Annotated in this window: 20 protein-coding genes; 15 read left to right on the plus strand and 5 right to left on the minus strand. The window is 58.5% G+C overall.

Annotated elements, in window-relative coordinates; translation table 11 throughout:
• Positions 1–118: 118 nt before the first annotated feature.
• From metG to GOV38_RS03635, 6 genes are all read left to right on the plus strand, one after another.
• Positions 119–1,837, plus strand: a complete 1,719-nt coding sequence (gene metG, locus GOV38_RS03610; protein ID WP_171207648.1) for a methionine--tRNA ligase — start codon at positions 119–121, stop codon at positions 1,835–1,837.
• A 304-nt stretch (positions 1,838–2,141) separates the two neighbouring features.
• A complete protein-coding gene (locus tag GOV38_RS03615) occupies positions 2,142–3,242 on the plus strand; it encodes an efflux RND transporter periplasmic adaptor subunit (protein WP_171130466.1) in 1,101 nt (366 codons plus the stop codon).
• A 3-nt stretch (positions 3,243–3,245) separates the two neighbouring features.
• On the plus strand, positions 3,246–6,383 hold the full coding sequence (locus GOV38_RS03620) for an efflux RND transporter permease subunit (protein WP_171207650.1): 3,138 nt from the start codon (positions 3,246–3,248) through the stop codon (positions 6,381–6,383).
• 127 nt (positions 6,384–6,510) lie between these two features.
• Positions 6,511–6,888 carry a DUF3302 domain-containing protein gene (locus GOV38_RS03625; protein ID WP_171207651.1) on the plus strand — a complete coding sequence of 126 codons (378 nt, stop codon included), beginning with the start codon at positions 6,511–6,513 and terminating at the stop codon, positions 6,886–6,888.
• A gap of 21 nt (positions 6,889–6,909) precedes the next feature.
• On the plus strand, positions 6,910–8,055 hold the full coding sequence (locus GOV38_RS03630; protein ID WP_171207652.1) for an HlyD family secretion protein: 1,146 nt from the start codon (positions 6,910–6,912) through the stop codon (positions 8,053–8,055).
• 11 nt (positions 8,056–8,066) lie between these two features.
• Complete coding sequence (locus tag GOV38_RS03635; RefSeq protein WP_171207653.1) at positions 8,067–9,617, plus strand: efflux transporter outer membrane subunit; 1,551 nt, start codon at positions 8,067–8,069, stop codon at positions 9,615–9,617.
• Between the two features lie 3 nt (positions 9,618–9,620).
• Here GOV38_RS03635 and mprF read toward each other — a convergent pair whose 3' ends face one another.
• Together mprF and GOV38_RS03645 are read right to left on the minus strand one after the other, a co-directional pair.
• The gene (gene mprF / locus GOV38_RS03640; RefSeq protein ID WP_171207654.1) at positions 9,621–12,227 is read right to left on the minus strand and encodes a bifunctional lysylphosphatidylglycerol flippase/synthetase MprF; all 2,607 of its coding nucleotides are present in this window, start codon (positions 12,225–12,227) and stop codon (positions 9,621–9,623) included.
• 123 nt (positions 12,228–12,350) lie between these two features.
• Positions 12,351–12,779: an Lrp/AsnC family transcriptional regulator gene (locus GOV38_RS03645; RefSeq protein WP_171129094.1), complete on the minus strand. Its 429-nt coding sequence runs from the start codon at positions 12,777–12,779 to the stop codon at positions 12,351–12,353.
• 86 nt (positions 12,780–12,865) lie between these two features.
• On the opposite strand from GOV38_RS03645, the gene rocF reads away from it, so the two are divergent.
• From rocF to GOV38_RS03690, 9 genes are all read left to right on the plus strand, one after another.
• The gene (rocF, locus tag GOV38_RS03650; protein WP_171207655.1) at positions 12,866–13,786 is read left to right on the plus strand and encodes an arginase; all 921 of its coding nucleotides are present in this window, start codon (positions 12,866–12,868) and stop codon (positions 13,784–13,786) included.
• Positions 13,787–14,284: 498 nt separating this feature from the next.
• Positions 14,285–16,249 carry an acetate--CoA ligase gene (gene acs, locus GOV38_RS03655; protein WP_171207656.1) on the plus strand — a complete coding sequence of 655 codons (1,965 nt, stop codon included), beginning with the start codon at positions 14,285–14,287 and terminating at the stop codon, positions 16,247–16,249.
• A gap of 7 nt (positions 16,250–16,256) precedes the next feature.
• Positions 16,257–16,940, plus strand: a complete 684-nt coding sequence (locus tag GOV38_RS03660) for an adenylate kinase (RefSeq protein ID WP_171207657.1) — start codon at positions 16,257–16,259, stop codon at positions 16,938–16,940.
• 181 nt (positions 16,941–17,121) lie between these two features.
• Positions 17,122–17,406: a DUF4212 domain-containing protein gene (locus GOV38_RS03665; protein WP_170451294.1), complete on the plus strand. Its 285-nt coding sequence runs from the start codon at positions 17,122–17,124 to the stop codon at positions 17,404–17,406.
• A 7-nt stretch (positions 17,407–17,413) separates the two neighbouring features.
• Positions 17,414–19,198, plus strand: a complete 1,785-nt coding sequence (locus GOV38_RS03670) for a sodium:solute symporter family protein (RefSeq protein WP_171098559.1) — start codon at positions 17,414–17,416, stop codon at positions 19,196–19,198.
• 108 nt (positions 19,199–19,306) lie between these two features.
• Complete coding sequence (locus GOV38_RS03675) at positions 19,307–21,130, plus strand: DUF294 nucleotidyltransferase-like domain-containing protein (protein ID WP_171207658.1); 1,824 nt, start codon at positions 19,307–19,309, stop codon at positions 21,128–21,130.
• A gap of 93 nt (positions 21,131–21,223) precedes the next feature.
• Complete coding sequence (locus GOV38_RS03680) at positions 21,224–21,742, plus strand: hypothetical protein (protein WP_171207659.1); 519 nt, start codon at positions 21,224–21,226, stop codon at positions 21,740–21,742.
• 4 nt (positions 21,743–21,746) lie between these two features.
• Entirely contained in the window at positions 21,747–23,159 is a 1,413-nt protein-coding gene (locus GOV38_RS03685; protein WP_171207935.1) for a 3'-5' exonuclease, read from the plus strand.
• 79 nt (positions 23,160–23,238) lie between these two features.
• Entirely contained in the window at positions 23,239–23,739 is a 501-nt protein-coding gene (locus GOV38_RS03690) for a flavin reductase family protein (RefSeq protein WP_171207660.1), read from the plus strand.
• A 3-nt stretch (positions 23,740–23,742) separates the two neighbouring features.
• Here the strand turns inward: GOV38_RS03690 and GOV38_RS03695 are convergent, their stop codons facing one another.
• From GOV38_RS03695 to GOV38_RS03705, 3 genes are read right to left on the minus strand one after another with little or no spacing between them, the layout of a single operon-like run.
• The gene (locus tag GOV38_RS03695) at positions 23,743–24,222 is read right to left on the minus strand and encodes a DUF6505 family protein (RefSeq protein ID WP_171207661.1); all 480 of its coding nucleotides are present in this window, start codon (positions 24,220–24,222) and stop codon (positions 23,743–23,745) included.
• Entirely contained in the window at positions 24,219–24,917 is a 699-nt protein-coding gene (locus GOV38_RS03700) for a biotin/lipoate--protein ligase family protein (protein ID WP_171207662.1), read from the minus strand. Before GOV38_RS03700 ends, GOV38_RS03695 begins: the two co-directional genes overlap by 4 nt.
• Entirely contained in the window at positions 24,914–25,975 is a 1,062-nt protein-coding gene (locus tag GOV38_RS03705) for an Mrp/NBP35 family ATP-binding protein (RefSeq protein WP_171129074.1), read from the minus strand. The genes GOV38_RS03700 and GOV38_RS03705 overlap by 4 nt, the downstream gene beginning before the upstream one ends.
• Between the last annotated feature and the right edge of the window lie 88 nt (positions 25,976–26,063).

Below are 26,063 nucleotides of genomic sequence, written 5' to 3' on the forward strand. Positions count from 1 at the left end.
TGAAAGGTGGTTTTTCAGCCCGATGTTCGGTTTTCTGCACAGCCGCGCGAAACCCACCCTTTTGCTAACCGGTGACATAAGGTAGACGGGCGCGCAGACAGAAACGTGGACACGCAAAATGGCTCGGATTCTCATCACCTCGGCGATCCCCTACATCAACGGGATCAAACATCTCGGCAATCTGATTGGTTCGCAATTGCCCGCCGATCTTTACGCGCGCTATCAGCGCGGCCGGGGGAATGAGGTCATGTTCCTATGCGCCACCGATGAACACGGCACCCCGGCGGAACTGGCAGCGGCCAAAGCGGGTAAACCCGTGGCCGAATATTGTGCGGAAATGCATGGGGTTCAGGCCGACATCGCCAAGCGCTTTGGCCTGAGCTTTGATCACTTTGGCCGCTCGTCCAGCGATCAGAACAAAGCACTGACCCAGCATTTTGCGGGCAAACTGGATGCGGCTGGACTGATCCGTGAAGTCAGCGAGAAACAGGTTTATTCCAACGCGGATGGCCGGTTTCTGCCAGACCGCTATATCGAGGGCACCTGCCCCAACTGTGGCTATGACCGTGCCCGTGGCGATCAGTGTGAAAACTGCACCAAACAATTGGACCCAACCGACCTGATTGATCCGCGCTCAGCCATTTCTGGCTCGACCGATCTTGAGGTGCGCGAGACCAAGCACTTGTACCTCCGCCAATCGGCGATGAAGGATCAGTTGGACGCTTGGATCGACAGCAAGACCGATTGGCCGATTCTAACCACGTCGATTGCCAAAAAGTGGTTGCATGACGGTGATGGTCTGCAAGACCGCGGCATTACCCGCGATCTGGATTGGGGCGTGCCGGTCAAGAAAGGTGATCAGGATTGGCCGGGCATGGAGGACAAGGTTTTTTACGTCTGGTTCGATGCGCCGATCGAATATATCGCCTGCGCCAAGGAATGGGCCGATGCCAGCGGCAAACCGGATGCCGAGTGGGAACGGTGGTGGCGTACCGACAAGGGTGCCGATGACGTGCGCTATGTGCAATTCATGGGCAAGGATAACGTGCCTTTCCACACGCTTTCTTTCCCGGCCACCATTCTCGGGTCACGTGAGCCGTGGAAGATGGTCGACCACCTGAAATCCTTCAACTACCTCAACTACGACGGCGGCCAATTCTCGACCAGCCAGGGACGCGGCGTGTTCATGGACCAGGCGCTTGAGATCCTGCCGTCAGACTATTGGCGCTGGTGGCTGTTGAGCCATGCGCCTGAAAGCAGCGACAGCGAGTTTACCTGGGAAAACTTCCAGCAATCGGTCAACAAGGATTTGGCCGATGTGCTGGGCAATTTTGTCAGCCGGATCACCAAATTCTGCCGCTCGAAATTCAGTGAGGCCGTGCCCGAAGGTGGTGCATTTGGTGAGCGTGAACAGGCGCTGATTGCTGAGTTGACCAAACGCGTCCGTGCCTATGAAGGGTTCATGGAGGCCATGGAGGTTCGCAAATCGGCGCAGGAATTGCGGGCGATTTGGGTTGCCGGAAACGAATACCTGCAATCGGCGGCCCCCTGGTCGACCTTCAAGGAAGATCCAGAACAGGCAGCAGCTCAGGTCCGCTTGGGGCTGAACCTGATCCGTCTCTATGCCGTTCTCAGCGCGCCGTTCATCCCCGACACCTCAGCCCGGATGCTGAGCGCGATGAACACGCTGGATACAAGCTGGCCCGATGACGTCGAAGACGCGCTTGGTGCGCTGCCTGCGGGGCATGAGTTCACAGTGCCCGAGGTTCTATTTGCCAAAATCACCGATGAGCAGCGCGAGGACTGGCAGGAAAAATTCGCCGGAACACGCAGCTGAACAAACAAAAATTGCACGTTCAAACAGGGGGCCGCTGGTCCCCTGTTTTCGATTTGGCGCGAGCGTGACCGTCATCTAAACCGGCTTATCTGCTGAAACTTTTTGTGCTGACCGCCAAAAGTCGATGACTCATCGCGCTTGAGAATTAGTCCCAAAGAAGTCATCCTGAGACCAAGCTTTACCGACTCGGCCCAGCAGAATGCGCGGGCCGGGTGACATTTGTTCCAAATCGATCGAGGCGTCTGCCATGTCCCCTTCCTCCACCCTGTCCTTTTGCACTTACAGGTTTTTGGTCTCAGCCTTGATGCTGGTGCCTTTGGGGCTGGCGCATCCGGTCGCCGCGCAAGATCAAGCCGCCGCGCCGAAAGTGTCGATCGCAGCCGCCTATACCGAAGAAATCACGGATGAGGCCACGTTTATCGGACGGGCCGAAGCGATCAACAATGTCGATATCGTCGCCCGCGTGAACGGCTTTCTGAACAGTCGCGAGGTCGAAGACGGTGCCACGGTGAAGGACGGTGACTTGTTGTTCACCATTGAGCCCGACCTCTACGAAGCAACTTTGCAGGCACGCAAGGCGGATCTGGACCGGGCCGAAGCCAATTTGGAACTGGCCAAGGTCGACCTCGCCCGTAAGGAAGAGCTGTATAAGCGCGACGCCACCCCGGAATCGGAACGTGACATTGCGCGCGCGAATGAGTTGGTTGCCGAGGCAGAGGTCAAAGCCGCCAACGCAGCCATCCAACAGGCCGAGCTGGACCTCAGCTACACCCAAATCCATGCCCCGTTTGACGGGCGGATCGGGTCAGTCACCACCAGTGTCGGAGATGTCGTAGGCCCCAGCAATCCGCCTTTGGTCAACATAGTGTCGGAAACACCGATCTATGTGAACTTTTCGATCAACGAAAAAATGTTCACCTCGGTGTTGCAATCCTTTGGTGAAAACGCGGCCTCGCTCGCGGACAGTCCGCAAAGCCCCAATGTGCACGTGGTATTGCCAAACGGAGAGGAGTTGGATGAAACCGGCACGATTGTCTTCATCGACAACCGCATCGACCCTTTGACCGGTGCCATCACTCTGCGCGCGCAGTTCGAAAACACCGACCGCCTGATCCTGGACGGCGCGTTTGTCAATGTTCAGATCGAAGCTCTGGAACCCACTCTGCAAGTCCTTGTTCCACAGGCAGCCCTGCAACGGGACCAACGCGGTGAGTTTGTTCTGGTGGTCAATGACAAGCAGATGGTCGAACAGCGCTATATCACCACCGGTGACACGGTCGGGACAGCGATCATCGTGCTGGACGGGTTGCGCGAAGGGGAAAGCGTGATTGTCGAGGGCCTGCAGCGCGTTCGCCCGGGTGTGGCCGTGGACGCGGTTGTCGCCTCTGAACAGCCGGGAGAATAATTGATGTTCTCTGCCCTGTTCATCAGCCGGCCCAAGCTGGCGCTTGTCATCTCGCTGGTGCTGACCATCATGGGCGGTATCGGCTATATGGTGCTGCCGGTGGCGCAGTTCCCTGATATCACGCCGCCCGTGGTCAGCGTGACCACCACCTATACCGGCGCCAATGCCGAAACGGTCGAAAACACCGTGGCCGCCCCGATTGAGGCGCAGGTCAATGGTGTGGACGATATGATCTATATGACGTCCACATCGTCAGACAACGGGTCCTATTCCCTGAACGTCACGTTCGAGGTCGGCACAGACCCGGATATCGCCTCGGTCAATGTGCAGAACCGCGTTGCGCAGGCAATGTCATCACTGCCCACCGAGGTCACCTCGTCCGGCGTGGTGACGCAGAAATCTTCGACCAACATGCTGATGCTGGTCACTTTGACCTCGCCCAATGGCACCTATGACAGCGTGTTCCTGTCAAACTATGCCTCGATCAACCTGCGCGACGCGCTGGCGCGCGTGCAAGGCGTGGGCAAGGCGGATGTTCTGACCAATCTGGAATATGCCATGCGGATCTGGATGGATCCGGACAAGATGGCTGCTTTGTCGATCACTCCGGGTGATGTGATCAATGCGATCCGGGAACAGAATATCGAGGTTTCTGCAGGCTCGATTGGTTCACCACCAGTGCCCGAGGGCCAGACCTTTCAGTATACGATCAAGTCCAAGGGTCGCCTGACATCCGCCGAAGAGTTTGGCGATATCGTCATTCGCACAGGCGATGCAGGCGCGATTGTCCGCGTGCGCGACATCGCGCGGGTCGAGCTGGGGGCCGCCTTCTATTCTGCCTCGGGCTATTTCCAGGCGGTTCCGGCAACCGTGATTGGGATCTATCAGGCGCCAGGTGCGAACGCCTTGGCCGTATCTGATCGCGTGCAGGCAGAGCTTGAACGCCTGTCCCGCGCCTTTCCAAGCGATGTGGAATATGAAGTTCCCTTCAACACCACCGACTTTGTCGAAGCGTCCCTGAACGATGTGGTCTCGACCTTGATCCTGACTTTTGTCCTCGTGATCTCGGTGGTGTTTGTATTCCTGGGCAGTTGGCGGGCAACGATCATTCCGGCGGTGGCCATTCCGGTCTCGCTGATCGGCACGTTTGCCTTTCTGCTGGCCTTTGGAATGTCGCTGAACACGATCTCATTGTTTGCGCTTGTGCTGGCCATTGGGATCGTGGTGGACGACGCGATTGTTGTTGTTGAAAACGTCGAACGGATCATTGCGGATGAGGGCTTGCCACCGGCAGAGGCCACCCGCAAAGCCATGGGGCAAATCACAGGCCCGGTCATCGCAACCACGCTTGTTCTGCTGGCCGTGTTTGTGCCGGTAACCTTTATGCCGGGCATCTCAGGTAGGCTCTATTCGCAATTTGCCGTGACCATTTCGACCGCTGTTGTGATCTCGTCGATCAACGCGCTGACGCTTTCGCCCGCCTTGTGCGGCTTGGTTCTGCGCGCCCGGTCTGGCCCCCCAAAGGGGCTGCTGGCCATGTTCGAAAGCTTTATCGGCACTGTCCGCAATGGCTATGTCGCGATTGTCCGCAAGCTGTTGGTCTTCCCGGCCATAGCCCTGGCCATCGTGGCAGGCTTGGGTTTGGGCACCGGGACGATCATGTCCAACACCTCAGCCGGGTTCATACCGCTCGAAGATAACGGTTACCTGTTTGTCGACATCCAACTGCCCGACGCCGCGACGTTGGAGAGGACCGAAACTGTCACCGCGCGTGTCGATGAAAAGATCCGCCAAATTCCGGGCGTGTCCAGCACGGTTCTGGTCAACGGGTTTTCCCTGTTGAACGGCACCACCACCAATGGCGCTGCGATCTTTGTCAATCTGGAAAACTGGGCCGACAGGCAGGAGGACGACCTGAGCGCCAATGCGATCCTTGGCAAGGTTCTGGCCATTGCCTATGGCGAATCTGCGGCGTCCATCGTGGCCTTCAACCCGCCACCCATTCAGGGCCTGGGCATGTCTGCCGGGGTTGAGATGGAGGTGCAGCAGACCGGCGGTGGCACGCCGCAGGATCTGGCCTCGGCTGTGGGATCGTTTGTTTATGCGGCAAACCAGAGACCCGAGATCGGTCAGGCCTATACGACTTTCCGCGCCAATGTTCCGCAGTTGTTTGTCGATCTGGATCGGGAAAAGGCCAAGACGCTGGATGTGTCGGTCGCCGAGATCTTCCAGACCATGCAGGCGCAGCTGGGTTCGTATTACGTCAATGACTTCAACCTTTTTGGCCGCGTCTATCGCGTAATGATCCAGGCCGATGGCAGCTATCGCGACACTGTCGACGATATCGCAAACCTCTATGTCCGTTCGCAACAGGGTGAGATGGTACCGCTGGGTACGCTAATCGATGTCGAAAACGTGTTGGGACCGGTTCTGCTGAAACGACACAACCTGTTCCGGTCGGCCACTGTCACGGCGGTCCCGGCACCGGGTCTGTCCTCGGGCGATGCGATCACTGTGATGACCGAGGAATCCGCCACCGCACTGCCCCCCGGCTATGCCTTTGAATGGACAGGCACCGCGCAGCAACAGCTGGCCTCGGGTGGGCTCGTGATCGTGATCCTGGGGCTCGCGATCCTGTTCGGCTATTTGTTCCTGGTGGGGCAATACGAAAGCTGGTCGATGCCCGTGTCGATCCTTTTGTCCGTCGTCGTGGCCCTGTTCGGAGCGGTCGCGGCTGTGGCAATCGTGGGCAGTGACATCAACCTCTACACGCAGATTGGGATGATCATGCTGGTGGGGCTGGCCTCAAAGAACGGCATTCTGATCGTCGAGTTTGCGATGGAACAACGCGCCAAAGGCCTGTCGATCAAAGAGGCCGCAGCCGAGGCCGCATATCAACGTTTCCGCGCGGTGATGATGACCGCCCTGTCCTTCCTGCTGGGCGTGGTTCCGCTGCTGGCCGCCAGCGGTGCGGGTGCGGCCAGCCAAAAGGCCATCGGTGTTGCTGTCTTCGGCGGGATGCTCGCTGCAACACTGGTAGGCGTGATCGTGGTGCCGGTGCTCTATGCCTTGATGCAAAGCCTGCGCGAGTGGCTGAAAGGCAGCAAAAGCAAACCTGACGCAACCGCTGAAACCTCGTAATACAACAGACCGACGCCCCGTCCAACTTGCGGGGCGTCTTACTTTGCAAAGATTCACCATAAAGTAATTGACTGACAGGTTGTGCCCGTTTGAGGATAGAGCAACCTTACAAATCTGAGAGGCGGGCATGGGACTTTTGGGGCAGCCCCTGGGCTATTATGACTACCTGACATTTGTGGCATTGATCCTGTTGCTTGCGGCGGTGATGGGGGTGTTCCTGTTCATTATGGGTTTGCCCGGTCGCATCGCCATCAAGCGTAATCACCCCCATGCCGAAGCCGTCAAAATCATGGGTTGGATGGGATTTCTGGCCATTATCCCCTGGGTCCACGCCTTTATCTGGGCCTTCCATGATGGCGTCACCATCGATATGCGCCGTGGTCCGGACGAAGAGAAAAAAGCCATCCGGGATGAGATCACGCGACTGGGTGGCGACATCAAGCCGGAATACCAAGAGCAAACCGACTCGGATATGCCGACCGCAGACGGCACACAGAAAAGCTAAGGCCGAAGGAATTCTGAAACCATGTTTGTCGCCCTCGGCATCACCTTATTTTACATCATTTTCGTCTGGTTTGTTTTCTTCAAGGCGCAATGGCTGAAGTTTAACGTGGCCTGGGGCATCGTTTCGTTCTGGGTCGGTGCGCATCTTCTGTTGATCTTTCTGGTCGCGTTGCGCTTCTTTCAACCCTTCTCGGCCGACAGCCATGTGGTTCGTTCGACCATCCAGATCCTGCCCAAGCTGACCCAGCCGACGCTTTTGACCGAGGTTTTGGTGGAACCCAACACCATCGTCACCAAAGGCGAGCCGCTCTATCGCTTTGACGACACCGTCTATGCGCTGGCCGTCAAGAAGGCCCAGGCGCAGCTGGTGGGGGCTCAGCAAAACGCCAAGATCCTAGAACAAGACGTGATCGCAGCCGCCGAGGCAGTGGAACGGGCGCAGGCGCAACTGGCTTATGCCCAGACCCAGCAAGCGCGGTATGAAAACCTTGTTCCCGCAGGCGGCGCGCGGCAGGACGAGCTGGATCGCTGGAACGAGCAGGTCACCGAAGATGAGGCGCTGATCAAAGAGGCGGTGGCCAATCTGGAAAAAGCCAATCTGGCGCTGGATTCCCAGATCGACGGGGTGAATACCGGCATCATCCAGGCACAGGCCGAGCTGGATCAGGCCCAGTATTTTCTCGACAACACCACGATCTATGCGCCTGAAAACGGCATGATCGTCTCGCAACAGGCGCGGCCCGGGTTGGTTGTCGGTGACATCCGCCTTGGTGCGATCGCCAGTTTTGTGACCGAAGATAATCCCTATATCCTGGCCACTTTCCGACAGCAGAACCTGAAGTTCGTCGAGGTTGGTCAGCCGGTTGAAGTGGCGCTGGACCTCTATCCCGGTGAGATCCTGACCGGCAAGGTCGAGGCGATCTGGTGGGCCACCCGTCAGGGGCAATACCTGCCCTCGGGCCGCCTGCCCGGCTTTGAGCTGCCCGAACTTCCGGGTCGGATTGCGGTGCAGATCACCGTGGATGTGCCCGAAGACCGTATCTTCCCGGCCGGCGGTCATGCGGCGGTTGCGATCTATACCGGTCAGGGCAAGAGTTTCGAGTTCCTTAGGCGCATCAACATCCGCCTTTATTCCTTCGCCAACTTCATCCGACCGCTGGATATCTGATGGGACGCGCCATGACACTCCGCCAGCTGCTGGGCACCGCGCTTTGTGCCGCGACCCTTGTCGCCTGCACGCCGGTCGGGCCTGATTTCGTGCGCCCGAATTCTCCGGTGGTGAAACAGTGGATCGAAGTGAACAGCCCGGACGCCAGCGCCAATGGCCTCACATCGCGCAGCGCGCCGGTGGTGCGGTGGTGGCAAACTTTCAATGATCCGACGCTCAACAAGCTGATCAACCAGGCTTATGCCCAGAACCTGAGCCTGCAAGTGGCCGGAGCGCGCGTTTTGCAAGCCCGGGCGCAGCTGGGTATCGCCTTTGGCGAGCTGTACCCGCAGTCACAAGTGTTGGGGGCTTCGGCAGAACGGCGTCAGATCAGTGACAATCTGGGGCCGATTTCCGACATCCGGCAGATCGTCCCTCTGGATACGGAATTCTCGACTTCGCAAGTGGGCTTTGACGCGCAATGGGAGCTGGACGCCTGGGGGGCTCAGCGGCGCGGCGTGCAGGCGGCGCGGTCGAACCTGGCGCTGCAGGTTGCCAATTACGATGACGCCTTGGTGACGCTGACCGGTGACGTAGCAGCGCTTTATATCAACATAAGGTCCCTGCAAGAAGGTCTGGGCGTCGCCCGAGAGAATATCGCGCTGCAGCAGCAATCGGCGGATTTGACCCAGCTGCGATTCAACAACGGGGTGACGACCGAGTTGGACGTGCAGGAATCCACAGCCCTTTTGAACAATACCAAAGCCATCGTGCCGCAGTTGGAAACCGAATTGCAGCAGGCCAAAAATGCGCTAGCGGTGCTGCTGGGGACAACCCCGTCGCGGATGACCAGCCTGTTGGGCAATTCGGGCCGCATCCCCAGCGCCAGAGCCAATGTTGCAGTCGGCGTTCCAGCTGAGCTGTTGCGCCGCAGACCGGATGTACGCGCGGCGGAACTGGCCGCAGCAACCCAATCGGCGCAAGTGGGCATCGCGTTGGCGGATCTATACCCGCAATTCATTCTGTCGGGCGCGGTCGGGCTGCAAGCGTCGGGTGGTCAGAACCTGTTCAGCTCGAACAGCTCCACCGGGCTGGCCAGTGCCGGCGTGGTCTGGAACGTGCTGAACTATGGGCGCATCAAGAACAATGTCCGCGCGCAGGACGCGGCCTATCAGGCGCTGATCGCCAATTATCAGAACACGGTCCTGTCGGCTTATTCCGAGGTGGAAAGCGCGATGGTCGCCTATTCTGAGGCGCGCAAGCAGGTCACGTTCTATCAGCGCAGCGTCGAAGCCTCGCGCCGCGCGTCTGAGATTGCGGTCGACCAATATCGCGACGGGATTGCCAGCTATTCTCGTGTTCTGAATACCCAAACCGCCCTGCTGCAATCTGAGTCCAACTTGATCGAGGCGCGACAGCAGGTGTCGTCCAACCTGGTGGCTATTTACAAAGGTCTGGGCGGTGGGTGGCAAATTCGTCAAAGCCAGGAATTCCTGCCCGAGACTGTTCTGGCCGAAATGGCCTATCGCACCGATTGGGGGGATCTGTTGGAGCAGGATCCGACCCGCGCCAGTCTGAACTGATCGCTATTTCGTCAGGCCCCGCAACCCTCCTGAAATGAGGATGTTCACCTCATAAAGGATGCGCGGCGCCGCCAGACCACCGGGGCTGGCCAGATAGTTCGGGCTCCATTCCGGGTCGAACTTCTGCTTGAAACTGCGCAGGCCTTCGAAGTGATAGAACTGCTCGCCATGCTCATACACAAACCCGCCGATCCGGTTCCACAGCGAGGCCAGTTGCCGGTTCTCGATCCCCGAAAACGGCGCTGCCCCCAATGAGAACCAGTGGAACCCTTGCTCGGCCCCCCATGTCATCATTTCGGCAAACAGAGCGTCCATGACAAAGCTGGGGCTTTCGGGCTCGTACCGCATTAGATCCAGCGACAATTCCGATTTGTTGCCACCTTGAAACAGGTTGGCAAAGGCCATGATCTTACCCGTCTCGTCCCGCAACACCGCGTGGTCGAAGTAAGACAGATAAGCGTCATCAAACCCGCCGAGGGCAAAGCCTTTCTCTTCCCCGGCTTTCTTCGCCAGCCAATGATCGGAAATGGCGCGTAGTTCCGGCAAGACCGGTGCCAGCTCCTCTTTCGGGATGATCTCGAACGTGTACCCTTCTCGCTCGGCCCGGTTCTTGGCTTGGCGGAAGCGTTTGCGCGACTTGCCATCCAATGAGAAGTCGGTCAGCGGCACCCGGGCAACTTCCCCGATCTTGAGGATCGACAGCCCAAGATCCAGGAAAGTTGGCAGGTATTTGGTCGACACGCTGTAGAAAGCACAAAGCTTGCCTTCCCGATCCGCCATTTCGCGCAGTTGCCAGATCAGTTGTTGGCCTGCTTTCTCATCCCCCACCGGTTCCCCCTTGGTGATCAGCGCATTGCCGGTATCCGCATAGGCCAGAAACGCGCTGTCATCATCCGAGATCAGGAACTGCTTGTCGCCGGTCAAGGATATCTGGGCTTCGGTGTCCTCACTCTCCATCACCAGCCGTTCAACCACGGGTGGGATCTCGGTGCGCTTGGGCGCTGGGATTTCACGACCGAACAGAGAGTTCACCGCCACGACGCCAAGGATCACCGCCACCACAAGGCTCGATCGCAAGAACCGCGAGGCATCCGCGTTCCAGGCGAAATCCCACCACAAGGCATTCTGATACTGGACATGAGAATAGGCAAAGAGCCCAATCCAGAAGATCACCGCCAGCAAAGCCACGACACTGACCAACCAGGGGATGTTGAGCCGAAAGATCGACGCTCCGCTGACACGGTAAAAGGCGTCACGAAACATCGCCAGCAAGCCGATTGTAACCAGCATTGATATGGCTTCGTGCGTGTCCAACCCCTTGGCAAGCGAAGCGCAGAACCCTGCAACCATCAACAGCATCGCCACCACCCAGGCGCGATAGAGCTTTCGGAACAAGCCGCGAGAGACCAGCAGCAGCAACACGCCAATCGCGCTTCCGGCCAGATGCGACGCCTCGACGAATGACAAGGGCAGGACGTCGCGCAACACGCCAAGTTTTTGAGAATCTGCGGGTAACGCTCCTGAAACCAACAGGATCACCCCAGCCACCGCTGCCACGCCTGCGGCCACCATCGGTACGATGGGCCGGATCGCGCGATAAACCCATGTTGCCGCGCCACCGATCCTTTGCCTATGGGTCAAAGCTGATGCCAGTGCGATGCCCAGAGTTGCGACGGCAAACGGTAAGAACGTATAGACCAGCCGGTAAAGCAACAGCGCTGCAACCACGTCTGATCGTCCAGACGCACCAAGACCCGCAATAAGTGTCGCTTCGAAAACGCCAATGCCGCCGGGCGCATGGCTGACGATACCCACTGCAATAGCGGCCACGTAGATGGCGAAGAAATACGGGAAACCAACGCCCAGATCATCGGGCATCAGCACATAGAGCACCATGGATGCGCCAAAGACATCGCCCAAAGCCGCTACAGTCAGCATCCCGGCCAGCTTGCCGCCCGGAAGGTTGAACCCGAACCCACCCAAGCCAATACGTCGCCCGCCTTTGGACAGCCAGACAAACAGACACAAAAGACCAAGAAGCAACGCAATCCCGATCACCGTCTCTGCCGTGTCACTGATGGGCAGAACCTTGGAAATCCCATCGGGATGAAGCGTTAGCAATATCCCCATGATCAAGGTCAGACCCATCCAGAACGCCACCCATGAGGTGGCGATCACACCCGCAACGCGCTCCAGATCAAGACCCAGTGAGGCATAGATGCGATAGCGGATGGCCGTTCCAGTGATGTAGGAAAACCCCAGGCAATTGGACACAGCGTAACCGCTTGCCCCCGCCAAACCGGCGACAGGCGCAGGCACGGTGCCATCGGCCACGCTTCTGACAGCGAAGACATCGTAAAACGACAGCGAGAAAAAGCTGAATGCCGTCCAAAACACAGCATATGCCATGATCGTCCACGGCTTGGCGCGGATATCTGATGTGACATCCGACCACTTCACATGCGCAGACAAATCGTGCAGCACCGCAAGGGCGATACCTGTGACGAGAACCGGTATGATGATACGGACCCAGGGCTTTTCCAAAAGCCCGGTCACACGCTGGATCCAGAGCGCGACTGTTGCGTTCCGTTCGCTGGTTTGGTCAGCCATTGCCCCTGCCCTTTTTGCCATACGGGTCTGCCAGTTCGACCTCGCCACCCCGTTCTCTTTTTCGGCACTTCGCACGCAACTTTGCACAGTTCCCTTGTAGATCAAAGGCCTGTGCCCAGTCGATCATGACCGTCCGGTCCGCGTTGACAGCAACAGGTTGGTTTCCGATCGCGTCACGCCTTCCATGCGACGAATTTGAAACAGAACCTTGTCCAGTTCGGCCAAAGTCTCGGTGCCGATCTCGGCGATCAGATCCCAACTGCCGTTGGTTGAATGCACGGCCCTTACTTCTTGCATCGCAGCGATGCGAGACATGATCCTTTCCGTGCCGCGCCCTTCGATCCCCAGCATCATCAGTCCGCGCACGGGGCTCTCCGTAACGCCTTGACGGGTCAGGACCGTAAAGCCCACAATCTCACCCGACTGTTTCAAGCGCTGCAACCGGCTGCGTATGGTGGTGCGCGTTACGCCCAATGACTGGGCCAGTTCTGACAGCGACGCCCGAGCATCCCGTTGCAAAGCCGCCAGCAGCCTGTTGTCCAATTCGTCCACTCTGTATTCCCAAAATGATAAGCTGAGTTTCTTATTGTTCACTTTGCCCCCTTTTGGCAATCCGGCCTGTGCGGCTAAAAGAACGTATGGACAAGCAGAACATCATTCTGGTCGGCGCACCGATGGATGCCGGGAAACGCCGTCAGGGGTGCCGCATGGGGCCCGATGCGTATCGCGTGGCAGGCCTGGCTGAGGCCCTCGCTGATCTTGGGCACAACGTCACGGATCTGGGGGACACGCAGCCAGACCAAGTGGATATGGAAGAAAGCGATCATCTGTTCGCTTTGCCGGAATGCGTTGGCTGGACCCAGGCGCTCTGCCGCGCGGCCTGTGACGCGGCGCAACAGGGCGTACCCATATTTCTGGGGGGCGATCATGCCCTTTCTATGGGAACGGTGTCTGGCATGGCACAGCACGCAGACAGGATTGGGCGCCCCCTTTTTGTATTGTGGCTCGACGCGCATAGCGATTTTCACACGCCCTCCAGCTCTGGCAGCGGCAATTTGCACGGGACACCTGTGGCCTACGTGACCGGCCAAGCCGGTTTTGATGCTTTTCCATCGCCGGCAAGCCCGGTTCCAACAAGCCGCGTCGGAATGATCGGCTTGCGCTCTGTCGACCCCGAAGAACGCGCAGCACTTGAGAAAGATCACGCGATGCTGGCCGATATGCGCAGCATTGACGAACATGGCATCAAGGCACCTTTGCTGGCATTCCTCGAAAAGGTTCGCGCTGCAAATGGGGTTTTGCACGTGTCCTTGGATGTGGATTTTCTGGATCCTTCCATCGCGCCCGCGGTCGGTACAACGGTGCCCGGAGGCGCCACCGAGCGCGAGGCACATCTGGTGATGGAATTGCTGCACGAAAGCAGACTCGTCTGCTCTTTGGATCTGGTCGAGTTGAACCCGTTCCTCGATGAACGCGGGCGCACCGCGAAACTGATGGTCGACTTGGCAGCGTCTCTTATGGGGCGGCGGATCTTTGACCGGCCGACGCGAAGCTTCTAAACCAACTTGCACCGAATACTGTGCTGGTATGTGCTCCCTGCTAGGGACCAGCGAAGAAAAACCGTTGATCTAGAGAATCCTCTGCCGCAGCCGAAGCAAGCCGCGACTCCCCCAAGGTTATTTTGTACCGAAGAAGAGCGGACTCCGCTTTCCGGCCGATCCTGTCATGTGGTTGGGCACCCAGATCGCGTCAGGGAATGAAACCCGGCCAAACACGTTAGCGATCACAGGTTTTGGGCGCGCTGGCTTTCGATCCTGGACGAATTACAGTTTATTAATTGTTTGATAACGATATTTTTATGTCGCGCTGAGCTTTGTTTACAAAATCCAGTGAAATCCAAAAACTTCTTTACAAACAAATCCAAGCTTTACAGCAATTTATTCCATAATTTTCCATCCCAGCTATGATGCAAAGTGGGAGGAACAGGATCGACATTGCCAGATCGGCAGGCATTATCGGTCCGACATAGTCCAATCCAAGAGGGAGGAGCCTCAACAATGACTACCGCTGCCCCGGCAGATGCCAAGACCTATCCGCCATCTGCAGAAACCGTCGCGCGTGCGCATGTAGATGCGGACAAATATGCCGATATGTATGCGGCGTCGATCAGTGATCCTGATACATTCTGGGCCGAGCAGGCCAAGCGGATCGACTGGATCAAGCCGTTCAGCCAGGTCAAGGACGTCAACTATGATTTCGGTTCGGTCAAGATCAACTGGTACGCGGACGGCACGCTGAACGTCTCGGCCAATTGCCTGGACCGCCATCTTGAGACGCGCGGCGATCAGACAGCGATCATCTGGGAGCCGGATGATCCAGCGGATGCCGCACAGCACATTACCTATGCCGAGCTTCACCGCCGCACCTGCCGCATGGCCAACATTCTGGAATCCATGGGTGTGCGCAAAGGCGATCGTGTTGTCATTTACCTGCCAATGATCCCCGAGGCCGCCTATGCAATGCTGGCCTGTGCACGGATCGGTGCAATCCATTCCATTGTCTTCGCCGGTTTCTCGCCAGACGCTCTGGCAGCGCGGGTCAATGGCTGTGATGCCAAGGTTGTCATTACGGCGGACGAGGCACCGCGCGGGGGTCGCAAGACCCCGTTGAAGTCAAACGCCGACGCCGCCCTGCTGCATTGCCCCGACACAGTAAAATGTCTTGTGGTCAAGCGTACCGGGGGTCAGACCACTTGGATCGACGGGCGCGACTTTGACTATAACGAAATGGCGCTGGAAGCTGATGATTATTGCGCCTCGGCCGAGATGAACGCCGAAGACCCGCTGTTCATCCTTTATACCTCGGGATCGACCGGGCAGCCGAAGGGCGTGGTGCATACCACCGGTGGGTATATCGTCTATGCCGCCATGACCCATGAGATCACCTTTGATTACCATGATGGCGACATCTACTGGTGTACAGCTGATGTCGGTTGGGTGACCGGGCACAGCTATATCGTCTATGGCCCGCTGGCCAATGGCGCGACCACGCTGATGTTTGAGGGTGTGCCCACCTATCCCGATGCGGGCCGGTTCTGGGAGGTCTGCGCCAAGCACAAGGTCAACCAATTCTACACTGCCCCAACCGCAATCCGGGCCCTTATGGGCCAGGGCGGCGAGTGGGTTGAAAAGCACGACCTAAGCGATCTGCGGACCCTTGGTACCGTGGGTGAACCGATCAATCCCGAAGCTTGGAACTGGTACAACGAGGTTGTCGGCAAGGGCAAATGCCCCATCGTCGACACCTGGTGGCAGACCGAAACCGGCGGTCACCTGATGACCCCTCTGCCCGGTGCCCATGCGATGAAACCGGGATCTGCGATGAAACCGTTCTTTGGGATCGAACCGGTGGTTCTGGACCCTCAGTCGGGTGTCGAAATTGAGGGCAACGGGGTTGAAGGCGTTTTGTGCATCAGGGACAGCTGGCCCGGGCAGATGCGCACCGTCTGGGGCGATCATGAGCGGTTCGAGAAAACCTATTTCTCGGATTACAAAGGCTATTACTTTACCGGCGACGGTTGCCGCCGCGATGAAGATGGCGATTACTGGATCACCGGGCGCGTGGATGATGTGATCAACGTCTCGGGCCACCGTATGGGCACCGCCGAGGTCGAAAGTGCGCTGGTCGCCCATGCCGCCGTCGCCGAAGCCGCAGTTGTTGGATATCCGCATGAAATCAAAGGCCAAGGCATCTATTGTTATGTCACTTTGATGAATGACCGTGATCCCTCGGATGAGTTGCTGAAAGAACTGCGCACCTGGGTGCGGACCGAGATTGGACCGATTGCCAGCCCGGATGTGATCCAGTGGGCGCCTGGTCTGCCCAAAACACGTTCGGGCAAGATCATGCGTCGTATCCTGCGCAAGATTGCGGAAAACGATTTCGGCTCTTTGGGAGATACATCCACCCTGGCGGATCCGTCCGTTGTCGAAGACCTGATCGCAAACCGGGCAAATTCGTGAGGGTATGATGGTCGCAGAAACACTCACCCGCCCCGCTGTTTTGATCCTTCTCGGCCCTCCGGGCGCCGGGAAGGGAACGCAGGCCCGTATGCTGGAAGACAAGTTTGGTCTGGTGCAATTGAGCACCGGAGATCTTTTGCGCGCCGCAGTTGCTGCGGGGACCGAAGCCGGTCAGGCGGCCAAGGCCGTGATGGAAGCAGGCGAACTGGTCAGCGACGAGATTGTGATCGCGATCTTACGTGACCGGATGGCAGAACCGGATTGCACAAAGGGAGTGATCCTGGACGGGTTTCCGCGCACGACGGTTCAGGCCAAGGCCCTGGATGACCTGTTGGCCACATCGGGACAGAAGGTCAGCACGGCAATCAGCCTTGAGGTTGAAGACGCGGAAATGGTGACCCGCATTTCGGGTCGCTATACATGCGCGATGTGCGGCGAAGGATATCACGACACGTTCAAGATCCCCGCTGTTGAGGGCAAATGCGACAATTGTGGTGGAACCGAGTTCAAACGCCGGGCCGATGACAACGCGGAAACCGTTGCCGCGCGCCTGGTGGCCTATCATGAGCAAACCGCACCACTGATCACATATTACGACGCCCAAAGCGTGCTGAAACGCACAGACGCTATGGGCCAGATCGACGACATCGCCCGCGATCTTGAAGAGATCGTGGGCGCTGCGATGAGTTAAGGGGGAGGAGACAAGCCGCAAGGCTTTGATCCTGAACAGAATACTTCAACGGAACCGCCTTGGCGGACCAGAGAAGTTTTGCCTGACGTCACGGGGCGTTTGGTACATTCGAGAAGCGGTCCAGCGCGCTGGAGGAGTTGCGCAAAGGGCCGCCAACGAGGAAGTGAAGGAGGAAACCGCAATGGCGGATCAGTCTACAAACTCCGCGCAGACTGCCGAGGCCGACAAGGGCTATTGGCAGGCCAACCTGCGCCTCATCTACATCAGCCTCGCGATCTGGGCGCTGGTGTCTTTCGGATTCGGCATTCTGCTGCGTCCGCTTTTGTCCGGCATCTCTGTTGGCGGCACAGATCTGGGCTTTTGGTTTGCTCAGCAAGGATCGATCCTGGTCTTTCTGGTGCTGATCTTCAACTACGCCTGGCGCATGAACAAGCTGGACGCTGAATACGGCGTGGACGAGGAGTAAGCGAGCCATGGATCAGTTTACCATCAACCTGCTGTTTGTTGGCGCATCCTTCGCGCTTTACATCGGCATCGCGATTTGGGCCCGCGCGGGTTCCACATCCGAATTCTACGCCGCTGGTCGCGGCGTTCACCCGGTCACCAACGGTATGGCGACAGCGGCAGACTGGATGTCTGCGGCCTCGTTCATCTCGATGGCGGGCCTGATTGCCTTTACCGGCTATGACAACTCGACCTTCCTGATGGGTTGGACCGGCGGTTATGTTCTGCTGGCTCTGCTGCTTGCGCCCTACCTGCGTAAGTTCGGCAAGTTCACCGTCTCGGAATTCATCGGCGACCGCTTTTACAGCCAGACCGCTCGTATCGTTGCGGTGATCTGTCTGATCGTGGCCTCGGTTACTTATGTGATCGGTCAGATGACCGGCGTGGGCGTGGCCTTTGGCCGCTTCCTTGAGGTCAGCAACACCACCGGTCTGCTGATCGGCGCCGGCGTCGTGTTTGCCTACGCGGTGTTTGGTGGGATGAAGGGTGTGACCTACACTCAGGTCGCTCAGTACTGCGTGCTGATCACCGCCTATACCATCCCGGCAATCTTCATCTCGCTGCAGCTGACCGGCACGCCAGTTCCGGCGCTGGGTCTGTTCGGGGATACCGCCAGCGGTGAGCCTCTGCTGACCAAGCTGGATGCCATCGTGACCGAGTTGGGGTTCAATGAATATACGACCCACCACTCGAACACGTTGAACATGGTGCTGTTCACGCTGTCGCTGATGATCGGTACAGCCGGTCTGCCGCACGTGATCATGCGCTTCTTCACCGTTCCGAAAGTGTCCGACGCACGTTGGTCTGCTGGCTGGGCGCTGGTTTTCATCGCGCTGCTGTACCTGACCGCCCCTGCGGTTGGCGCAATGGCTCGTCTGAACATCAGTGAAATGATGTGGCCCAATGGCGGCATCGATGGTGGCGCCGTGTCTGTCGAGGAAATCGACAATGATCCGCGCTATGACTGGATGGCCACATGGCAGAAAACCGGTTTGCTGGATTGGGAAGACAAGAACGGCGACGGCAAGATTCAGTACTACAATGACAAGTCTGAATCGATGCAGGCGCTTGCGGAAGAAAAAGGCTGGGTTGGCAACGAGCTGACCAAGTTCAACCGCGACATCCTGGTTCTGGCCAATCCCGAGATTGCCAACCTGCCTGGTTGGGTGATCGGTCTGGTCGCTGCCGGTGGTCTGGCTGCCGCACTGTCCACAGCTGCGGGCTTGCTTCTGGCGATCTCATCGGCTGTGTCCCACGACCTTATCAAGGGCGCAATCAACCCGCAGATCTCGGAAAAAGGTGAACTTCTGTCAGCACGGATCGCGATGGCCGTAGCCATTGTGGTGGCAACCTGGCTGGGCCTGAACCCACCCGGATTTGCGGCGCAAACCGTGGCCTTGGCCTTCGGTCTGGCGGCGGCCTCGATCTTCCCGGCGCTGATGATGGGGATCTTCTCGACCCGCATCAACAACACCGGCGCGGTCGCTGGTATGCTGGCTGGTCTGGTCGTCACACTGGTCTATATCTTCCTGCACAAGGGCTGGCTGTTCATCCCGGGCACCAACTCTTTCACAGATGCAGACCCGCTGCTGGGTCCGATCAAGTCGACCTCGTTCGGCGCGATCGGTGCCATGGTCAACTTCGGTGTCGCCTACGTGGTGGCCGGCATGACCAAGGAAACTCCGCAGGAGATCAAAGATCTGGTCGAAAGCGTGCGCATTCCCCGTGGTGCGGGCGTGGCTCAGGATCACTGAGTGTGTTGCGGTCGGCGGCTCTTGTCTTCGACCGCATCTTTCGACTTACTGTTCCCGCCTGGCACACCACCGGGCGGGACTTTTTTCACCAAGCATCAGAGAACCTAAATGCCTCTGTCTCATGACGAAATCGCGCGGTTTCTGAAATCCGTCCACCCCTATGACTCGCTGCCCCCCGAGGCGCTGGAAAAGCTGGCGAGCCAAATTGAGGTCTGGGAGGTCGAGGAAGACGGCAAGGTTTACGAATTGGGTCATTCCCTGCCCGGTGTCTTTGTCATCTATGACGGACAGGTGGACATAACCGATCAGAACGGCTCGGTCGTGTCGCAGTTGGGACTGCGCAATTCGTTTGGTGAACGCGGTCTGCTGAAAGATGGCAAGGCTGCAACCCATGCGACGGCCACAACCCCGTCGGTTCTGATCGTTCTGCCCCCTGACCTGGTGCGTGAGTTGATTGAGGGCCATGATGTCGTGGCCAATTTCTTCAACCGCACACGCACCGAGCGCAGCACCCCGCAAAGCCTGGCCACAAGCCTGATAGATGTCTTGATGGCGCGCGACCCCGCAACCTGTTCGCCTGACACATCTGTTCAACAGGCCGCTCAGATGATGCGCGACAAGCATATCTCTTCGCTTTGCGTCACCCAAGATGAGGCGCTTTTGGGGATTGTCACGCTGCGCGATGTGTCGGGCAAATTCGTGGCTGAAGCCTTGCCCAAGACAACAACAGTCTCGGATATCATGACCGCCGATCCTTTCACCCTGTCCCCGACTGATATCGGGTCGGATGTACTGCACGTGATGATGGAGCGTGGCATCGGTCATATCCCCATTGCTCAGGGCAACAAGCTGGTCGGTATCGTCACGCAAACTGATCTGACCCATTACCAGGCTGTCAATTCCGCCGAACTGGTACGCCGCATCGCTCAGGCGCACACGGCAGAGCAGATGGCAGCGGTCACCGCCGAGATCCCGCAATTGCTGGTTCAACTGGTTGCAGGTGGCAATCGGCACGAGATTGTTACCCGGTTGATCACGGATATCGCCGATACGGCCACGCGCCGCTTGTTGGTTTTGGCTGAACAAAAGCTGGGGCCGCCACCTGTTCCCTACCTGTGGCTGGCTTGTGGCTCTCAGGGACGGCAGGAGCAGACGGGCGTATCAGATCAGGACAATTGCCTGATGCTGGATGACAGCGTCACCGAAGGCGACATGGCCTATTTCGCGGATCTGGCCAAATTCGTGTCCGACGGGCTGGATACTTGCGAATATTTCTACTGTCCGGGCGACATGATGGCGACCAATCCGCGCTGGTGTCAGCCCTTACATGTTTGGCGGTCCTATTTCGAGAACTGGATCTCCAAACCCAACCCCGAAGCCCAAATGCTCGCCTCAGTGATGTTCGATCTGCGCCCCATTGGCGGCGCGTTCGAGCTGTTTACCGACCTTCAGGCCGAGACGCTGGCGGCGGCCAATGCCAACTCGATCTTTGTCGCCCATATGGTGGCAAACTCGTTGAAGCATACGCCCCCCTTGGGGTTGTTGCGCGGCTTTGCCACCATCCGGTCCGGTGAGCACCGCAACACGCTGGATATGAAGCACAACGGCGTCGTCCCAATTGTCGATCTGGGGCGCATCTATGCGCTGCAAGGACAATTGACGGGGGTCAACACGCGGGCACGGTTGAAGGCGGCAGAGGCTGCGGGTGTGCTAAGCCCGTCGGGTGCGCGGGACCTTTTGGATGCCTATGACCTAATTGCCGAAACCCGGCTAGAACATCAGGTAAGACGGGCCAAGGCCGGACAGAAACCGGACAACTACTTGCCGCCATCTGTTTTGTCTGACTTTGAGCGAAGTCATCTGCGTAACGCCTTTGTCGTGGTAAAAACCATGCAATCGGCGATTGGGCACGGCAAGGGCATGTTGGGATAGCGATACGCGGGCCCAAAGGGCAGAATCGCCTTCGGCGACCGTATTTGGAACGAGAAGAAGGGGCGGGTCGCGCCCGATAGGAGGGGAAAAGACATGTTTCTGGAGCTGATCGGGACGGTATTTGCAGGCCTGGCTTTTGCCGGTGTTGTCATGCTGCTGAACAAGCTGACAGGTGGTCGCCTTCCACGATGGGCGGCTCCGGTTGCGGCGGGCGTGGGCATGATCGCAATGACGATCACCAGCGAGTACTCCTGGTACAACCGCACCAAGGATCAACTGCCAGACGCGCTGACTGTAGTGCAAGAGGTCGAAAGCCGGGCCTTCTATCGCCCCTGGACCTATGCGGTTCCTTTTGTAGATCGGTTTGCAGCGATCGACACGGTCTCGGTCCGCACCAATGAAAGCGTTCCGGATCAACGACTTGTTGACCTGTACTTCTTTGGCCGCTGGGCGCCTGTCTCGATGGTGCCCGTGGCGGTGAATTGTGCCGAAAACAGCCGGGCCAATCTGGCGGACGGGGCCGAGTTCTCGGCCGATGGAGAGCTGCTGAATGCCCAATGGTTCAAAGCCACAGGCAGCGATCCTGTCATCAAGGCCACGTGCGAGGTCTGAACCCGTGCTGAACCGATTAAGCCTGCGCCTGCGGATATTTCTGTTCTTCTGCCTATTGGCACTGGGCGGGCTTGTCGTCAGCGCGCTGGCCTTGTGGATCAGCTATGAACGGGTCGATGATCCCGGATTGTTGAATGCCTTCGTCTTTGCTCAAATCCTGATCGCGTTTGGCTTGCTGGCGTTGGTCGTCGGGGTCTGGCTGCTGTTTGACGACAATATCGCAAAGCCGATTGAACGCCTGTCAGCCCAATTACGCGCCCGCGCGCATGCCGGTGTCAGCTCGGACCTTGATCTCAAGGCCGCGCGTTATCTTGGGGATCTGGCCCCAGCAGCTGCCGGTCTGGCGGATCAACTGTCTGACACCGCAATGAGCACGGCCGAGGCCGTCGCTGCAGAAACCGCGCATTTGGCAAGTGAAAAGCAGCGTCTGACCGCTTTGCTGACCGAGATCCCGGTGGCCATGCTGTTGGCCGGGCCCAAACACCAGATCGTACTTTACGACGCACAGGCCGCCGAAGTTCTGGCCCAAATCGCGCATCCCAGACTGAACGCCTCGCTGTTTGACTATCTCGAAAGCACCGGATTAACGGATTCGTATAAAGAGATGGTGCGCACTGGGCTTGAGGTCGAATGCTCTTTGACCAGTGTCGATGGGCGGCAGAGCTATTCCGCTCGGATGAAACCGCTGGGCGGCGCACCCGGCTATATGCTGATCTTTGACGACAGCGCCGCTCAGATTGCCCCCAACGACGCGCGCCCGCTGGTCTATGACTTCGACCTTCTGGAAACAGATGCGGATGAAGGCTTTGAGAACCGGCACCTGGTCGATTTGACTTTTGTTGTTTTTGACACCGAAACCACAGGGCTTTTACCCCACAAAGATGAGATCGTTCAGATCGGTGCCGTGCGTGTGGTCAAAGGCCGAATTGTCGAAGGCGAAAAGATCGACACGCTGGTCAACCCGGGCATTCCAATCCCTGCCGCATCGACACGCGTGCACCGCGTCAGCGATCGCATGGTCCGGGGCGCGCCGGATATCGTCGAGGCCGGGCGCAGTTTTCATCACTTTGCACGCGATGCCATCATTGTCGCCCATAATGCCCCGTTCGACATGGCGTTTTTGCACCGGCATTCCGGCAGAATGGGGGTCGAGTGGTCCCATCCGATTCTGGATACAGTGCTGCTGTCGGCGGTGCTTTTTGGTGCCAGCGAGACGCACACACTGGACGCGGTTTGTGCGCGGCTGGACATCACCATCCCCGAAGCGCTGCGTCACACAGCGCTGGGCGACGCTGTGGCGACGGCAGAGGTTCTGGTCAAGATGCTGCCCATGTTGCAGGCACGCGGCTTGACAACGTTTGGAAAAGTCGTCGTCGAAACGCGTAAACATGGGCGTTTGCTGGAAGATCTGAACTGATCTGGCCGCCCCGCCTAGTTTTGATGGACAAACCCGCCTGCGCATGGCACGTCATCCGAGCCCGAGGTAAGAGCACGAGATGACCGAAAAGATCTTTATCCCGACACCGGATCAAAGCGGCGCCTTTCGCGAGGCGCTGGGGTGTTTTGGGACCGGGGTCACAGTGGTCACCGCGTCGGCGCCCGATGGGCCGCGGGCGATCACGGTCAACTCTTTTGCATCCGTGTCACTGGACCCGCCTTTGGTGCTGTGGTGCCTGGCCAAGGACTCCAACCGTTTTGAAACCTTCAGCACCTGCTCGCATTATGCGATCCATGTGATGGCGCAGGATCAACAGGAACAGGCCTTGAATTTTGCGCGCGACGGGCTTGATTTCTCACATGCTGAATGGTCAGCGGATGAGGCCGGGCGACCTGTATTGGCTGATTGTCTGGCACGGTTCGATTGCCGCCTGTTTGACCGCCACGACGCCGGAGATCACCTGATCCTGATTGGTCATGTTGAAAAAGTGCTGCACCGTAAAGGTCAGGGTTTGATCTTTAAACGCGGGCAATTCGGCGGGTTTACCGACCTGTTCTAGGTTTCAGTCGTCCAGCGATCCGTGAACGGCCAAAGCCTCTAGCTGTGCGTCTTGCGGGGTAATGATGCGATAGGTCTCGTGCACCCCGGCACTGCCCAATTCACGCGCGACGGTCAACAGCGTGTTGGGCGCGTGTTCGTGGCAAAGTTCGGCCATCTGGGCAATCTCATCCCGCGCCACGCCAAGGGCCTGATCGATTGACGGGGCGCCATAGAAGCGCACAAAGTGATCCGCCAGGTTCTGCGCGATCTGCTCAACCTCAGCCGGCTCCACCTGCGTGACAGCCACAAAGGTCACCCGCCCAAAGGTTTCCAGCCCCAGCCAGCCATTGGCAAAGGCCTGTCGGGCCTTGCCTTCCAGATCGCCCTCGCCCCAGTTCGAAAATTCAAACCCGCCCGAAATGCACCATTCGCCAGTTCTGGCGGGTGAGTGGAACACGTTCATGTCGCTTTCATCGAAATGGATCGCGCGGGCCAGTTTCATTGCGTGTTCTCCAACAGTTCGGTCAGGGCGCGCAGTTGCGTGTCGGCCCCGTCCCGGATCAGCATGCCAAAGCGTTCGTCGGTGCCCAGAAAGACGCCACCGTCAGCCAAGGGTTCACCGACGCCACGCAGGAGGCCCATCCATTCGGCATGGAGCGGCGCGTTGCCATCCTCTTGCCAGCGATTGAGCCAGGTCAGCATGTGGCGCGACCAGCTTTCGACCAGTTGAGTTGCAGAGACATCGGCACAGCCTTCGTCGTAAAGCGCAGTCACGTCAGGCGTTTCCCCCGGTGCGTCACTCGTTTGCAGCAGCGTGAGCTCCCATCCAACGATCAGCCAGTCGGGCTCTGCTTCGGGTTCGCCCGTCGCGGCGGCAACCCTGAACCGACCACAGCGCGCGCCGTTTACGTGGATCTCGCCTGACCAGCCCAGATGCACGGCAACCTCGGGCGGAGCCAGCGCCCCCAGCGCGTTCTGAAAACCAACCGCGCAAAGCGGCAGCATCGCTATGGCGTCCTGCAAGCCAACTTCGGGGGCAAACACAATCGCCACCCGAAGGTAATTGGCCTGTATGTTGTAAACGACGGTGCCCGCATCACAGCCAAGTGCGGCCATGGCCTGCGCCCGCTCGAACGGGTCTTCCCCACCCTGAACCGGGTGACCCGAGAGCAAGGGGGGAAAGACCGGTTCGCTCATGCGTTGCCTTGGGCGATCAGGTCGCGAGCGATCTTGCGGAACGCCTCGGCCTGCGCGCTTTCGGGTTTCGTCACCACAATCGGCGCACCGCCATCGGCGGCCAGACGGATGTCCAGATGCAGCGGGATTTCCCCAAGAAGCGGCACACCCAGGGCCTGCGCCTCGGAAGCAACGCCTCCATGGCCAAAGATATGTTCTTCATGCCCGCAATTGCTGCAAATATGGGTCGACATATTCTCGATCATGCCAAGGATCGGTGTCTTGAGCTGGTTGAACATGTCGATCCCCTTGCGGGCATCGATCAGGGCCACATCCTGTGGTGTCGAGACAACTATCGCGCCATCCACCTGGAACTTCTGGCTCAGCGTCAGTTGCACGTCTCCGGTTCCGGGCGGCAGGTCGACGATCAGAACGTCCAGAGCGCCCCATTGCACCTGCCCCATCATCTGTTGCAGCGCGCCCATCAGCATCGGACCGCGCCAGACTACCGCCTGACCCTCGTTGGTCATCAGCCCCATCGACATCATGGTGACGCCATGATTGCGCAGCGGCAGGATCGTCTTGCCATCCGGGCTGGCCGGTCGGCCCGAGACGCCCAGCATCCGGGGTTGCGACGGCCCATAGACATCCGCATCCAGAAGGCCCACGCGGCGGCCTTCGGCTGCCAGCGCACAAGCCAGGTTTGCCGACACTGTGGATTTGCCCACCCCGCCCTTGCCCGAGGCGACAGCGATAATCCGGTCCACACCCGGCACCGCCTGGGGGCCGGTCTGCGACGGTTTGGGTTTGGGCTTGAGATCCGGCGGCGCTTTGTCGGAATGCGCGGTCAACATGGCCGAGACCTTGGAAACACCGTCAACCATCTGCGCGGCCTGTTCAGCCGTGGCCCGCACCGGTTCCATCTTTTCGGCGTGTTTGGGATCAATCTCGAGCACAAATCGCACCGTGTCACCATCCACGTTCAGCGCACGCACGACACCGGCGCTGACAATGTCCTGACCCGAGACCGGATCGGTGATCTTTTTGAGGTTCGCCAGAACCGCGTCACGGATGCTCATGCGCCCTTCCCCTTGATCTGCCCCATCTGGGGGGCTTTGCGTATCGACATAAACCCGTCGCCGCTCATTGCATGTCTCTCCGTCTTCT

This window comes from Ruegeria sp. HKCCA5839 (assembly GCF_013035585.1).
Classification (GTDB): Bacteria; Pseudomonadota; Alphaproteobacteria; order Rhodobacterales; family Rhodobacteraceae; genus Ruegeria.

Coding starts and splice junctions, on each gene's coding strand:
- metG (WP_171207648.1), top strand. CDS start 119: ATGGCTCGGATTCTCATCACCTCGGCGATCCCCTACATCAACGGGATC.
- GOV38_RS03615 (WP_171130466.1), top strand. CDS start 2,142: ATGCTGGTGCCTTTGGGGCTGGCGCATCCGGTCGCCGCGCAAGATCAA.
- GOV38_RS03620 (WP_171207650.1), top strand. CDS start 3,246: ATGTTCTCTGCCCTGTTCATCAGCCGGCCCAAGCTGGCGCTTGTCATC.
- GOV38_RS03625 (WP_171207651.1), top strand. CDS start 6,511: ATGGGACTTTTGGGGCAGCCCCTGGGCTATTATGACTACCTGACATTT.
- GOV38_RS03630 (WP_171207652.1), top strand. CDS start 6,910: ATGTTTGTCGCCCTCGGCATCACCTTATTTTACATCATTTTCGTCTGG.
- GOV38_RS03635 (WP_171207653.1), top strand. CDS start 8,067: ATGACACTCCGCCAGCTGCTGGGCACCGCGCTTTGTGCCGCGACCCTT.
- mprF (WP_171207654.1), bottom strand. CDS start 12,227: ATGGCTGACCAAACCAGCGAACGGAACGCAACAGTCGCGCTCTGGATC.
- rocF (WP_171207655.1), top strand. CDS start 12,866: ATGGACAAGCAGAACATCATTCTGGTCGGCGCACCGATGGATGCCGGG.
- acs (WP_171207656.1), top strand. CDS start 14,285: ATGACTACCGCTGCCCCGGCAGATGCCAAGACCTATCCGCCATCTGCA.
- GOV38_RS03660 (WP_171207657.1), top strand. CDS start 16,257: ATGGTCGCAGAAACACTCACCCGCCCCGCTGTTTTGATCCTTCTCGGC.
- GOV38_RS03665 (WP_170451294.1), top strand. CDS start 17,122: ATGGCGGATCAGTCTACAAACTCCGCGCAGACTGCCGAGGCCGACAAG.
- GOV38_RS03670 (WP_171098559.1), top strand. CDS start 17,414: ATGGATCAGTTTACCATCAACCTGCTGTTTGTTGGCGCATCCTTCGCG.
- GOV38_RS03675 (WP_171207658.1), top strand. CDS start 19,307: ATGCCTCTGTCTCATGACGAAATCGCGCGGTTTCTGAAATCCGTCCAC.
- GOV38_RS03680 (WP_171207659.1), top strand. CDS start 21,224: ATGTTTCTGGAGCTGATCGGGACGGTATTTGCAGGCCTGGCTTTTGCC.
- GOV38_RS03690 (WP_171207660.1), top strand. CDS start 23,239: ATGACCGAAAAGATCTTTATCCCGACACCGGATCAAAGCGGCGCCTTT.
- GOV38_RS03695 (WP_171207661.1), bottom strand. CDS start 24,222: ATGAAACTGGCCCGCGCGATCCATTTCGATGAAAGCGACATGAACGTG.
- GOV38_RS03700 (WP_171207662.1), bottom strand. CDS start 24,917: ATGAGCGAACCGGTCTTTCCCCCCTTGCTCTCGGGTCACCCGGTTCAG.
- GOV38_RS03705 (WP_171129074.1), bottom strand. CDS start 25,975: ATGAGCATCCGTGACGCGGTTCTGGCGAACCTCAAAAAGATCACCGAT.